A 12,983-nucleotide genomic window follows, 5' to 3' on the forward strand; every position below is an offset into this window, starting at 1 on the left:
AGAAATGCGCGAATGGCTTCAGGAACCGGCGACCAGGTCGCGGCTGCGCGGCAGCCTGTTCGCCGGGGCGATCGGTGACGCGCTCGGCGCGAAGACCGAGTTCGATTCGATCGCCCGCATCCGAGAGATCGCCGGACCCGACGGGATCACCGACCTCATCCCCGCGTACGGCGGGGTCGGGCGGATCACCGACGACACCCAGATGACGCTGTTCACCCTGGAAGGCCTGATCAGGGCTCATGCCAGCGGCCGGAGGCAGCAGGGGACCTTTGCTACCGCGCACGGAACCGGACCGGTCGAGCAGTCGCTCCAGCTGGCCTACCAGCGCTGGCTGCACACCCAGGGCGTCTCGTGGGAGCGGGCACGCGGCCCGGAGAACACGAGCGTGGAGCCGGACGGCTGGCTGATCACGAACCGCGAGCTGTTCAGCCGTCGCGCGCCCGGTCTCACCTGCTTCGGCGAGCTGGAGGCGTACGGCAAGACCGGCGTACGCGCCGGCATGGACAAGCCGGTGAACAACTCGAAGGGCTGCGGCGGGGTCATGCGCGCCGCGCCGGTCGCGCTGTGGTCGGACGACCTCGCCGAGGTGTTCCGGCTCGGCGCCGAGAGCGCGGCGCTGACGCACGGTCACCCGAGCGGGTATCTCTCGTCGGGTGCTTTCGCGGTGATCGTGCGCGAACTGCTGACCGGGAAACCGCTGCTCGACGCCGTCGCGACCGCCCGTGCCGAACTGGAGAAGTACCAGGGGCACGAGGAGCAGAGCGTCGCGCTGGACCAGGCGCTCGCGCTCGCCCGCGAAGGTGCCCCGACGCCGGAGAAGCTCGAAACGCTCGGCCAGGGGAACGTCGGCGAAACCGCGCTCTCCATGTCGGTTTACGTCGCCCTGACCACCACGGACGTGAACGCCGCGCTGCTCGCGTCGGTGAACCACAGCGGCGACAGCGACTCGACGGGCTCGGTGTGCGGGAACCTCGTCGGCGCGATGTACGGCGAGGAAGAGCTCAACACGGACTGGCTCGTGAAGCTGGAGCTGACCGAGGTCATCGGAGAACTGGCGGACGACGCGCTCGCGGAGTTCGGCGGGAACGCCCCGGGTGACGACCGGTGGTACGTCCGGTATCCGGCCCACTAGATTGACCCCCGGCTTGGGGAACTTGGGGAGGGGACACAAAGTGCGTTACCGGGTTCAAGCGGCGGAGCGGCCGGATGGCCTGTACGCCGTATGGGGGGAAACCGTCTTCGCGGCCCAGCGGTCGACCGAAGACGGCACGCTGCTGCTCATCGCGCCGCCGGGGGAAGCGGCGCCCGAGGGGTTCGACCGCGACTGGAACGGGCGGCCTGCCCGAGTGGTGCTGAACGGCGAGGTCGGCGCGACCTTCAGCCTGCAGTCACACGGCCGGTTCGACGACGAGCACTTCCAGATCGCGCCGCACACCGGCGGCGGCGAACTGACCTTGCGCTGGGCGGGCGAGGACGCGGCCCGCGCGGCCGAGCTGGGTCTGACGGACTTCTCGACCACGGCCTCGCCGTCGCGGCTGACGGCGTTGTGGCAGACCAGGCACGACTTCGTCGAGACGCCGGAAGCCCGGCCGGAGATCGGCACGGGCGATCAGCCCCCGCTGCTGCGCGCCATCGGCCGGACGCTGCTGCGCGTGCTGCCGGCGGGCTGGCAGCGGGTCGGCGCGCAGTTCCGGCAGGTCGGCGACTACGCCGAGCTCGAAGTCCGCTCGGTCGGCGACGAGGGCAACGGCCCGGTGTCGGTGTCCATCGCGGCCCCGCCGGAGCTCGGGTCGCTCTTCGCGCGGCTGCGCGCGGCGATGCACCAGCCCGAGACGGGCACCTGGTTCCAGGGCACCTTCACGCTGGACGCGGAATCGCATTTCGACTTCGACTTCGACGCCGATCAGGAACCGACCTGGCGGATCGCGCCGAACGAGGGCGGCAAGCCGTCGCCGCGCGCGTACGCGACCGAACTCGCGATCTTCCCGCGCGACCAGAAGCACGTCCCGGCCTGGCTCTCGGCCAAGGCGGGCCTGCCGCTGGACGTGGCGTTCCGGCACGCGAAGGTCGCCGACGCGCACAACGAGGGCGAACGACCGGTCGTCAACCGGCCGCCGGTGCCCCCGGACCAGGTCCGCGGCGTGCTGGACTACCTCTTCCGCTCGCCGGTGGCGCTGTCCCGGCCGGGTCCGCAGCCCGACATCTTCACCCCGAACGGCCCGCCGGACGTGCCGAACGCCTTCCACACCGACGGTGTCTGGATCTGGCCCGCGGCCGTCCCGCACTACCTGCGGAAGTACGGGGTGCCGCCGGAGCCGGAACTGGTCGAGCACATCCGGGCGGCCGGATTCCGCCCGCCGCTGGTCGGCGAGCTGGTGCGGGCGACCGCCGAGGCGGAGATCACCGGCAAACCCCGGCCGCCGCAGACCGCCGCGGACCTGCCGGACGAAAGCGCCCGCACCCGCGTCGAACGCGACGGCGAGCCGGCCCGCGACATCCGCGCCGCCGAGGTGCTGGAGGTCCTGTACCAGCGGCTGGCCGAGCACGGGGTGGCGCCGTCGGCGTACCGGATCGGCGCGACCGCGGTGCCCGAGCCGGGACTCTGGACGTTGCGCCGCGCCGAGAACGGCTGGGAAGTGTCGCGTCCGCCGACGGACGAGCCGGTGGCGTTCGCCAAACTCGAAGAAGCGGCGCGGTTCTTCCTCGGCACCCTGCTGCTGTACCCGGCACGGGCCGCGGTGGGCGCGAGCGAGGAGGCCGACAACCCGGCCGACTGGCCGATCCTGCCGTTGCGCGGCGAGCCGCCGCTGAACTTCTTCCGCCGCAAACGGATCGTCGTGCTGCCGGCGGGCACCACGGTGCAGCGGTTCGGGAACGAGACCGGCAACCTCGTGCACGCCGAACCGGCGCGGTTCGTCGAGACGTCGCTGGCCGCGGACCGCGAACGGGAACGCCGCCTGTACCGCGTCCTGCGGCCGCTGCGCGTGGTCACCGGCGTCACCACGCCGTGGAACGGGACGCCGGGCGGGGCCGTGGCCTACGTGCTGCCCCGGCCGATCGCTCAGCATCTCGAATCCGGCGCGCTTTCCCGCGTCCAGTAACCCGCGTTTCGTCCTCTGGACGCGGTGTCCCTACCGCATCCAGGGGACGAAACGCCGGGCGCAGGAACTCAGGACGCCGTGATGAGCACGGCCGGAGACCACCAGTAGTCCGCCAGCGGCTCGATCCGGATGCCGGTGAAACCCGCCTCCTTCAGCTGCGAAGCCCAGTCGGTGGCGGGTTGTTCCCAGTTCGTCCGATCCGCCCCCGGTTTGACCAGGCCCAGCAGGATCGGCAGCAGGAACCCCTGCGCCACCAGCGACGCCTCCTTGCCGTACTCCGAGATCCCGCGTTCGTAGCGCGTGACCAGGGAGAGCAGGTACTCGTCGGAGCTTTCGTCGTACTCGGGCACGTCGAATTCGGCCAGCACCAGGCACGACGTGCGCGGCCGGAGCGCCCGCAGGACCTCGGTGCGCTCGGCGGTCGGGATGGACTGGAGCGCGAAGGTCGACTGCGTCAGCTGCCACTGCCTGTCGTCTTCGCGGGCGAGGAACTCCTGCGCGGTGGCGTCCCAGGTGTGCAGGCCGTGGGTGCCGTCGAGGTGCTTGCGCGTTTCGGCGAGCAGCGCGCTCGACGGCTCGACCAGGTCGATCCGGCCGGGCTGCCGGTCCGCCTGTTCGAGTGCGGGGACGACGGCGAGCCCGTCGCCGCAGCCGAGGTCGAGCAGGGAACCGACGGTGCCGTAGCGCCGGGCGAGCATGACGCTGAGCTGCCGGTAGAGCTTGACGTTCCCGCCGCCGCGGATGAACGCGGTGAACGCGGCGGGCTGGTCGTAGACATCACCGCCACCGCCTTCGGTCAGGTATCGGTGAAGTTCGAGGCCGAGCGTGGATCCGGCACGCTCGGCGAGGTCCGCTGCCTTGGCCTGGTCACCGTCGCGGTACGCGATGAGCGCTTTGGCCAGGACGTCCGTTTTCTTCATGTTCTCCTGTTTACCGTCAGAAGGGCACCCAGAGGGTGACCCTGGTGCCATTGCCCGGAGCCGACTCCACCCTGGCCGTCCCGCCGACCTCGTTCAGCCGGGCGGTGATGGATTCGCTGATCCCGAAACCGGCGGGCCGGGTGTCGAGGCTGAACCCGGCGCCGTGATCGCGGGTGATCACCGCGACGCCGCCTTCCTGCTCCTCGACGCGCACGACGACCTTGTCCGTCCCGGCGTGTTTGAGGGTGTTGCGCAGGGACTCGCGGACGGCGTCGCGGATGGCGATCTGCCGGACTTCCGAGAGGGTGTCGTCGTCGAGTTCGGCGATCACGAGCTGGGCGCGTAGGCCGTCGCGCGCCATCTCGGCCGCCAGCGACGCGAGCTTCTCACCCAGCGGCCGCGACCCGGCTTCGGACCGTTCCGACGCCTCGTTCTCGATCGTCTGCCGCAGTTCCATCGATTGCGCCCGCGCCAGCCGCTGCACCTCGGCCAGCCGCGTGGCCGGATCGCCCTTGTTGGCCAGCGCGATCGCTTCGAGGGTCTGCAGCACGGAGTCGTGCAGCATCCGGTGCTGGCGGGCGCGTTCGGCGATCCGGCCGTTGCGGATGCCGTACGCGAGGGCCAGCCGGGTGCCGAGCCCGATCAGGACGAGGGCGCCGCTCGCGGTGAAGAGGACGCCGAGGATCGAGGGGAAGGTGGCCATCGCGTCGCCGGGCGCGGCGTGGCCGGTGCCGAACAGGGACGCGAGCATCCGCACCGGGAAGCTGCCGACAGCCAGCGCCGCGGCGGCGGGCATGCCCAGCGCCAGCGCCAGCAGCGCGACCTCGCCGAGCAGGTGTTTGCCGGGCACCGCCATCGCCTCGGTGAACACCGAAGCCGGCACGAGCGCGCCGATGGCCAGCGGCGCGAGCAGGGTGAACGCGAGGTCGAGGGCCAGCAGCCGGGCGGCATGCTGCGGGCGGAACGGCGCCGAGCGCAGCATCCACCGGATCCCGTACAGCGAGAGCGAGACGGACCCGAGGGCCACCAGCCCGACCGGCCCGATCCCGACCATGCCGTGTGTGGACACGTAGACGCCGAACACGCCGGGCACCGCGAAGAGCCGGTAGACCAACGGGACGAGCGCGACATAGCGGGCGGCTCTGAGCAGCAGATTGTCGCGATGGGCCGTGTCGATCGGACCTGACATCTGCTGGATCCGCCGCAACGCCCGCATCGGGGTCGGGTCGCCGACCTCGTCGGACAACTCGCTCGTCGCCGTCGCCAGCGCGGGCGCGCCACGACGCAGCAACGTCACCAGAAAACTGGGCGGCCGCTTCGCCATGGAATTTCCCCCTGCCCGGAGCACCGGCAGGAGTATCTCCGGTTACGCCACATGGATCCAGAGACCAACGGTGTTTATCTCAGCTGACGACGTGAAAATCCGTGACGAAACGGGCGACTTGACCGTTCGCCGCGTAGCCGATCCAGGTCGGATAGCTGCCGTCACCCCAGCCGGAGCCGAAGGCTGCCACGTTCAGGCCGCTGACCGGATCGCGCACGAGCGCCGCCTCCGGGCCGTCGAGTGCCTTGATCAGCGGGCCCTCCAGATCCTCGCCGACGAGACGGCACAGCGCCGGGACGGCGTCCGCGTCGACGAACGCGCCGAGCCCGGCGTCGACGCCGTACCCGTAGAACTCGTCCGGCCCCAGTTTCGCGGGATCTTCGTCTTTGACCAGCGCGAGTTCCCAGCGGAGCACCGGCTCCGGCCGGATCGTCAGCCGGGCCGCGGCGACCCGTCGATGCTCGGCACCCGCGAACCGGACCTTCGCCACGGAGACCGGGTACTCGCCCGGCGGCACCCGGACGAGGAAAGGCACCGGCGGCCGGGTGAGGTCGTTGATGGTGGTCGGATCGCCGCCGAGCAGCCGCCCGGTCGGCAGGTCGAGATCGCCGAGTTCGACGACCTCCACGACGGCGGGTTCGCTGCCCGCCCGGACCTCACGGCCGGTCCGGAAGAGTTCGTCGAACCCGTCGCGCCGCAGCGGCGGCGCGGGTTCGGACGGCTGCGCGAAGGCGACCTGCCGGATCGGCGGCGCGTCGCACGAGGCCTTCTCGGGCGCCGGTGCCGCGACCGGGCGACCGGAGAACACGGCGATCCCGGCGCAGGTCGCGACCAGGGCCGCCACCACCAGCGCGATGGCGATTTTCGCTCTTGCCCCCATGAGCGGAACGCTAGCCGCCGATGCCGTTCTCGGCGGCCCATTTCTTCAACTCGGCCACCGCGTCGTCGTGCTCCAGCGGACCGCGGTCGAGCCGCAGTTCCTTCAGGTGCTTCCACGCCTTGCCGACGTCCGGCCCCGGCTTGAGCCCGAGGATCCGCATGATCTCTTCGCCGTTGAGGTCCGGCCGGACCCGGTCGAGGTCCTCCTGCGCCTGGAGCGCTTCGATCCGCCGCTCCAGGTCGTCGTAGGTCGCCTGCAGCGCGGCCGCCTTCTTGCGGTTGCGCGTGGTGCAGTCGGCGCGCACCAGCTTGTGCAGCCGGGGCAGCAGGTCACCGGCGTCGGTGATGTAGCGCCGCACCGCCGAATCCGTCCACTCGCCCTTGCCGTACCCGTGGAACCGCAGGTGCAGGAACACGAGCTGGCTGACGTCTTCGATGATCTCCTTCGAGAACTTCAGGGCGCGCAAACGCTTGCGGGCCATCTTCGCGCCGACGACCTCGTGGTGGTGGAAGCTCACGCCGCCACCGGACTGGAACTCGCGCGTCGCGGGCTTGCCGACGTCGTGCAGGAGCGCCGCGAGCCGCAGGATCAGATCCGGCTCGGAGGTCGGTTCGTGTGACTTCTCCAGGTCGATCGCCTGCGCGAGCACGGTCAGCGAGTGCTGGTAGACGTCCTTGTGCTGGTGGTGCTCGTCGATCGCCAGCCGCATGCCGGGCACTTCGGGCAGCACGCGGTCGGCGAGGCGGGTGTCGACCAGCAGCTCGACACCGGGCCGGGGGTCGTCCGCCAGCAGCAGCTTCGACAGCTCGGCCTGGACGCGCTCGGCGGTGATCCGGTCGATCTCCTCGGCCATCGACGTCATCGCGTCGATCACCCGCGGCGCCGCGGTGAACCCGAGCTGCGCGGAGAACCGCGCGGCCCGCAGCATGCGCAGCGGGTCGTCGGCGAAGGACTCCTGCGGGGTCGCGGGCGTGTCGAGCACCTGGTCCCGCAGTGCCTGGAGCCCGTCGTACGGGTCGACGAAGGCCTGGTTCGCCAGGTCGATCGCCATCGCGTTGACCGTGAAGTCGCGACGGAGCAGATCGCCCTCGATGCTGTCGCCGAAGGTGACCTCGGGATTGCGGCCGACGCGGTCGTAGCTGTCGGCGCGGAACGTGGTGATCTCCAGGGTCATGCCCTGCTTCGTCACGCCGACCGTGCCGAACGCGATGCCGACGTCCCACACCGCGTCGCCCCAGGCGCTGACGATCTTGAGCACCTGGTCCGGCCGCGCGTCCGTGGTGAAGTCGAGATCGCTCGACAACCTGTCGAGCATCATGTCGCGGACGCTTCCGCCGACCAGGTACAGGCTGTACCCCGCCTTCGCGAACAGCTTCGCGAGCTCGTCCGCCAGCGGGGAGATGCGCATCAGCTCCGTCACAGCGTTCTGCATCGCAGTGCTCTTCCCCGCAATCGCCTGCCCGGCGACCACCTTGTTCACGACAATCCCACCACGATTTGGATGTACTTACCGAGACACTTACTACGACCCGGCCCAACACGGGCACGGAGAGCCAGCGTACCCGTACCGCCGTTTGCTCTAGCATCGCAGCATGTCTGGATCAGCCGGCGCCTCGAAGCCGGGCCGCCGGCGCAGGCGAAGGCGGGGAAGGCGGCTGACCACGGTCGACGAAACCTCGGCCGGTGGTCTCGTCGTCGACGCGGAACGGGCGAACGCCGCGCTGATCGGGCGGCTCGACCGGCACGGCAGACTGTTGTGGTCGCTGCCCAAGGGCCACATCGAGGACGGTGAGACGGTGGAGCAGACCGCGATGCGCGAGGTGAAAGAGGAGACAGGCATCTCCGCGCGCGTCCTCGAGCCCCTCGGCACCATCGACTACTGGTTCGTGGCCGAACGACGGCGAGTGCACAAGACGGTGCACCATTTCATCCTGGAAGCCACCGGTGGCGAGCTCTCGGACGAAGATGTCGAGGTGACCGAAGTCGCCTGGGTGCCGCTCGCCGATCTGGAGACCACCCTCGCCTACTCCGACGAGCGCAAGCTGGTCCGGAAGGCCAAAGAACTCTTCGCGCAACAGCACACCGCCGAGGGAGCACCTGAGTGAAGCGGCTTGCCGCCACTGTCCTGTCGATCCTGTTCCTGGCCCTGCCCGCGTTGTTCGGCGCGGTCGCGCAAGCGCAGGAACAGCCCCGGCTGCGCGTGGACCTCGACCAGCTGAACCCCCGCGTGGTCACCACGACCTCGACTTCGCTCACCGTCACCGGCCGCGTCACCAACATCGGTGACCGGCCGATCCGCAAGCTGAGCGTCCGGCTGCAACAGGGCACCCGGTTGCAGAACGAGCAGCAGATCGGCGACGTGCTCGCCGGCGGCAAGTTCAAGGACCAGTCGGCGACCGAGTTCGTCGATCTCGAACCGGACGCCCTGGAAGCGGGCCAGAGCGCGACGCTGAACCTTCTCGTCCCGCTCGGCCAGCCCTCGAAGCTCCAGTTCTCGAAGCCCGGCGTGTACCCGCTGCTGGTCAACGTCAACGGCACCCCGGAGTTCGGCGGCCCGGAACGGCTCGCGGCGGTCAGCCTGCTGATGCCGGTGCTCGGCATCCCCGGCAAGGCGCCCGCGTCGCGTCCGCCGTCGCCGCCGTCGGCGAGCCTGCTGTGGCCGATCTCGAACAGCACCGTGCACGTCGTGTCGTCACCGCTCGGCGGCCCGCTGACCCTGGCGGACGAGCGGCTGGCTGGTGAGCTGGCCGCGGGCGGGCGGCTGGACTCGCTGGTCGCGGCGGCCCGCGCGGCCGAGGCCGACACGAAGGTCTCGTCGTCGTTGTGCCTGGCCATCGACCCCGACCTGATCGCGACCGTGGACGGGATGACCCGCGGCTACCAGGTCGCCACCGGCGGCGGACCGGTGCCCGGCACGGGCGTCGAGACCGCGAAGAGCTGGCTCGGCCAGCTGAAGGCGCTGGTCGCGGGCCGGTGCGTGGTCACCCTCCCGTTCGCCGACGCCGACCTCTCCGCGCTGACGAAGGTCCGCGCGGGCGACGCCACCGACACCGCGCTCCTGGCGAGCGCGCTCGGCGGCGCGTCGACGATCAAGAACCTGCTCGGCATCCAGCCCCAGGACGGCGTGCTCTGGCCCGGCGGCATCCTCGACTCGCAGACCCTCGAAGCGATCGGCAAGGCGGGCGTCAAGACCGTGCTGACCGATTCGGGCGGGCTCCAGTCCGAAACCCCGGTCTCGGGCGGGGTCTCGCTCGACGGGACGGGCATCCGCGCGCAGCCGATCGACACGCTGATCTCGTCCGCGCTGAACGGCTCGGGGTCCACCCAGAACGGGCTCGGCGCGATCGCCTTCCGGGCCGGCCTCGGGCAGACCGAGGGGCAGGGGCGCCCACGGCTGCTGATCGCGCCGCCGCGGCACTGGACCGCGACAGGCCCCGAACTCACCACCTTCCTGGAGCGGATCGGCGACTTCTACGCCGCCGGTCTCGCCAAGTCGGCACCGCTGCCCGACCTGCTCGGCGAAAGCCCGTCCGGGACGGCGTCCATCGGCTACGACCCGCAGGACCTGACGGCCGCGACCAGCGGCGACGTCACCGCGAAGATGTCCCAGATCGACAACGAGACGCTGGGCCTGTCGTCGGCGATGACGATGGACTCCACCAAACGAGTGAACCCGGCCGACGTGATCGCCCCCGTCCGGCTCGCCCTCATCCGGGCCGCCTCGACCTCGTGGCGCGGCGCGGACGCCTCGATCGCCACCGGCAACGCCCGCGGCGACCTCGAAGCGATCCGCGGCCAGGTCACCGTGGAGCGGCCGAAGCAGACGATCGCGCTGGCGTCCGGTGCGTCGCCGCTGCCCGCGTACATCACCAACGGCCTGCCGGTCGGCATCAACGTCCGCACCGTGCTGAAGAACAACGTTGGCCTGCGCGCCACCCAAGCGGTCCCCGAGCGGACCGTCCCGGCCAACGGCGCCGTCAACCAGCTGCTCCCGGTCGAGGCGCTCCGAGCGGGCCGGTTCAGCGTCGACGTGGCCCTGACCACGCCCGACGGGACGAAACTCGGCACCGACGCGCGGTTCGAGCTGACCTCCACGGAGTACGGCGCGATCACCATCATCATCACCGTGACCGCGGCGGGCGCGCTGCTCCTGCTGTCGTCCCGCCGGATCTACCGGAGAATCAAGGATTCACGGGCCGATCGGGGATGCGAAACCACCCCGCGTGTGACCGAGGACGCACAGGTTTAAGTGTTTCCGGCCTTCGCCGATTACCCTGGGTCGAACGATGCCGCCGGGCATCACGTAGTCGAGCACCGAGGATTGGGCGCACGTTGGAAAGAGAGCCGGGTGTACCGCCCGAGCGTGCAGGCCGTCCCCGGCGCGAAGGTACTCCTCCGCCGCCCCGTCGCACCGACGGCCCGGCGCGCCGTCCGGAGCGTTCGGGACGCCCTGAGCGCCCGGAACGCCGTCAGCCGCCCCCGCAGCAGCCCCCGCCCGAACGCGGTGAGCGCCCGCGGCGGGCGGCGCCACCGCCGCCACCGCCTCCCCAGCAGCCTGCCGACGGCCGTCGGCAGCGGGCCGCGGGCCGTCCCGACGACGAGACACGGCGGCTGAGGGCGCCCCAGAAACCGCCGCCCGGCCAGGCGCCGCCGCGGCAGGGTCCGTCTCCGACGCCACCTCCGCCGACCCGGCGTCAGCCGGTTCCGCCGCCGCCGGGCCAGCAGCTGCCGCAGCCGTCGCAGAATCCGCCGCCGAACGCGCCGCCACGCCGTCCGACGGCGCCGCAGGCGCTCAACCAGACGCCGCCTCCACCGCATCGCGGGCGCCGCCAGCCGCCACCGGTCCGCCCGTGGCAGGTCGACCGGCGCGACGAACCCGACGCGACGCGGTTCATCCCGCGCACCCCCGGCGTCCCGATGGGCTCCCGCTGGCCGGTCGCCGACCCCGATGTCCTCCGCCCGTACGACCAGCTCGCCACGCAGGTCATGCCTGCGATCAAGGACGCGCCGCTGGTCAAACCGCGGCCGGGGGAGACCGGCGAACAAGAGGTCGCCGCCCCGGCACAGGCGCCGTCCATCGCGAAGTCCAGCGGCCGGATGGCGATCGCCTCGCTGATCAGCCGCATCACCGGCTTCGCCTGGAAGCTGCTGCTGGTCGCGGCCATCGGCGCCAAAGTCGAAAACGACTCGTTCAACGTCGCCAACACGATGCCGAACATCATCTTCGAACTGCTGATGGGCGGCGTGCTGTCCAGTCTCGTGGTCCCGCTGCTCGTGCGGTCGCAGGACGACAAGGACGGCGGCGAGGCCTACACCCAGCGGCTGGTGACGGTGGCGGGCACGCTGCTCATCGCCGGGACGGCGCTCGCGGTCTTCGCCGCGCCGCTGATCACCAAGCTCTACGTCGACGACAAGGGGCAGGCGAACCCCGACCTGGTCACCGCGTTCGCGTACCTGCTGCTGCCGCAGATCTTCTTCTACGGCGTGTTCGCCCTGCTCTCGGCGATCCTGAACGCGAAGCACATCTTCGGCCCGACTGCCTGGGCGCCGGTGATCAACAACCTGGTCGTCATCTTCACGATCCTCGTCGTGTGGATCATGCCGGGGGACATCGCCACGAACCCCGTGTCGATCACCGACCCGAAGGTGCTGACGCTGGGCCTCGGCGTGACAGCGGGCATCGTGGCGCAGTCGATCCTGCTGATCCCGCCGCTGCTGCGATCGGGGTTCAAGTTCAAGTGGCGCTGGGGCATCGACAAGCGCATGAAGGAGTTCGGCGGGCTCGCGCTGTGGACAGTCGGCTACGTCGCGGTCAGCCAGGTGGGCTACACGATCACGACCCGCGTCCTGACCAGCGGTTCGGAAGGCGGCGTGACCGCGTACAGCAACGCGTGGCTGCTCTTCCAGCTGCCGTACGGCGTCATCGGCGTGTCGCTGCTGACCGCGATCATGCCGAGGATGAGCCGCGCGGCCGCGGACGGCGACCACAAGAAGCTGATCGGCGACCTCTCGTACGCCTCCCGGATCTCGACGGTGACGCTCCTGCCGATCTCCGCGGTGATGACCGTGGTGGGCAGTTCGGTCGGTATCGCCCTGTTCACCCTGGGCAAGGGCAAGCCCGAGGACGCGGCCCGGCTGGGCGAGGCGCTGGCCATCTCCGCGTTCGCGCTGCTGCCGTACGCGCTGGTCATGCTGCAGATGCGGGTGTTCTACGCGATGAAGGACGCGCGGACGCCGGTGCTGATCATGATCGTGATGACCGTGGTCAAGGTGCCGCTGCTGTACCTGTGCCCCGCGCTGCTGTCGCCGGACAACATCGTGCTCGGCGTGATGATGGTCAACGGCCTCACCTTCGTCGTCGGCGCGATCCTCGGGCAGGTCTGGCTGTGGGTGACCCTCGGCAACCTCCGGAGCAAGCGGATTCTCGGAGTGATCCTCTTCACGGTCGTCGCGAGCGTGCTCGGGGTCGGCGCGGCGTGGCTCGCCGGGCAGATCGTCCCTGACTCGTTCGGGCCTACTTTCCATGCCTGGGTGAAACTTCTGCTGCAGACGATGGTCGGGATCGTGGTCTCGTTCGGCGTGCTCATGGCCCTGAAGGTCGAGGAATTGAAGCCCGCCACGACGAGGATCACCCGGTTGATCAAGCGCCGATAACGATTCACGCACGGATGGCCCGCGTTCACGCGTCGTATTCTGGGTACCCTCGGGGCGGGAGCTACGCGGGAGAGTGCGGTGGATACGAGACGGAGCGAACAGGC

General features: G+C 70.6%; 9 protein-coding genes. 5 read left to right on the forward strand and 4 right to left on the reverse strand.

The features are described from left to right. The first annotated feature begins 4 nt into the window (after nt 1-4). Nucleotides 5-1,132: an ADP-ribosylglycohydrolase family protein gene (locus ACFOSH_RS12920; RefSeq protein ID WP_378239047.1), complete on the forward strand. Its 1,128-nt coding sequence runs from the start codon at nt 5-7 to the stop codon at nt 1,130-1,132. Between the two features lie 40 nt (nt 1,133-1,172). Then, nucleotides 1,173-3,101 carry a TNT domain-containing protein gene (locus tag ACFOSH_RS12925; protein ID WP_378239048.1) on the forward strand — a complete coding sequence of 643 codons (1,929 nt, stop codon included), beginning with the start codon at nt 1,173-1,175 and terminating at the stop codon, nt 3,099-3,101. Nucleotides 3,102-3,169: 68 nt separating this feature from the next. On the opposite strand, the gene ACFOSH_RS12930 is transcribed toward ACFOSH_RS12925, so the two are convergent. The 4 genes from ACFOSH_RS12930 to ACFOSH_RS12945 form a co-directional block, all read right to left on the reverse strand. Next, nucleotides 3,170-4,021, reverse strand: a complete 852-nt coding sequence (locus tag ACFOSH_RS12930; protein ID WP_378239049.1) for a class I SAM-dependent methyltransferase — start codon at nt 4,019-4,021, stop codon at nt 3,170-3,172. 16 nt (nt 4,022-4,037) lie between these two features. Then, nucleotides 4,038-5,345, reverse strand: coding sequence for a sensor histidine kinase (locus tag ACFOSH_RS12935; RefSeq protein ID WP_378239050.1), 1,308 nt, complete (start codon nt 5,343-5,345; stop codon nt 4,038-4,040). Nucleotides 5,346-5,424: 79 nt separating this feature from the next. After that, nucleotides 5,425-6,225 (reverse strand): DUF4241 domain-containing protein, encoded by an 801-nt coding sequence (locus ACFOSH_RS12940; protein WP_378239051.1) that lies wholly within the window; start codon nt 6,223-6,225, stop codon nt 5,425-5,427. A gap of 10 nt (nt 6,226-6,235) precedes the next feature. Beyond that, the gene (locus ACFOSH_RS12945; protein WP_378239052.1) at nt 6,236-7,657 is read right to left on the reverse strand and encodes a CCA tRNA nucleotidyltransferase; all 1,422 of its coding nucleotides are present in this window, start codon (nt 7,655-7,657) and stop codon (nt 6,236-6,238) included. A 160-nt stretch (nt 7,658-7,817) separates the two neighbouring features. On the opposite strand from ACFOSH_RS12945, the gene ACFOSH_RS12950 reads away from it, so the two are divergent. The 3 genes from ACFOSH_RS12950 to murJ all read left to right on the forward strand — a co-directional run bounded on the left by ACFOSH_RS12950 (nt 7,818) and on the right by murJ (nt 12,879). Beyond that, nucleotides 7,818-8,330, forward strand: coding sequence for an NUDIX hydrolase (locus tag ACFOSH_RS12950; RefSeq protein WP_378239053.1), 513 nt, complete (start codon nt 7,818-7,820; stop codon nt 8,328-8,330). Then, complete coding sequence (locus ACFOSH_RS12955; RefSeq protein ID WP_378239054.1) at nt 8,327-10,474, forward strand: DUF6049 family protein; 2,148 nt, start codon at nt 8,327-8,329, stop codon at nt 10,472-10,474. Before ACFOSH_RS12950 ends, ACFOSH_RS12955 begins: the two co-directional genes overlap by 4 nt. A 668-nt stretch (nt 10,475-11,142) precedes the next feature. Beyond that, nucleotides 11,143-12,879: a murein biosynthesis integral membrane protein MurJ gene (gene murJ / locus ACFOSH_RS12960; RefSeq protein WP_378239176.1), complete on the forward strand. Its 1,737-nt coding sequence runs from the start codon at nt 11,143-11,145 to the stop codon at nt 12,877-12,879. Nucleotides 12,880-12,983: the final 104 nt, after the last annotated feature.

Source organism: Amycolatopsis speibonae (genome assembly GCF_042647925.1).
GTDB classification, from domain to species: domain Bacteria; phylum Actinomycetota; class Actinomycetes; order Mycobacteriales; family Pseudonocardiaceae; genus Amycolatopsis; species Amycolatopsis speibonae.

Bases quoted from the DNA above. Each gene is read 5' to 3' on its own strand.
- ACFOSH_RS12920 (WP_378239047.1), top strand. From the start codon at position 5: ATGCGCGAATGGCTTCAGGAACCGGCGACCAGGTCGCGGCTGCGCGGC.
- ACFOSH_RS12930 (WP_378239049.1), bottom strand. From the start codon at position 4,021: ATGAAGAAAACGGACGTCCTGGCCAAAGCGCTCATCGCGTACCGCGAC.
- ACFOSH_RS12935 (WP_378239050.1), bottom strand. From the start codon at position 5,345: ATGGCGAAGCGGCCGCCCAGTTTTCTGGTGACGTTGCTGCGTCGTGGC.
- ACFOSH_RS12940 (WP_378239051.1), bottom strand. From the start codon at position 6,225: ATGGGGGCAAGAGCGAAAATCGCCATCGCGCTGGTGGTGGCGGCCCTG.
- ACFOSH_RS12945 (WP_378239052.1), bottom strand. From the start codon at position 7,657: ATGCAGAACGCTGTGACGGAGCTGATGCGCATCTCCCCGCTGGCGGAC.
- ACFOSH_RS12950 (WP_378239053.1), top strand. From the start codon at position 7,818: ATGTCTGGATCAGCCGGCGCCTCGAAGCCGGGCCGCCGGCGCAGGCGA.
- murJ (WP_378239176.1), top strand. From the start codon at position 11,143: ATGGGCTCCCGCTGGCCGGTCGCCGACCCCGATGTCCTCCGCCCGTAC.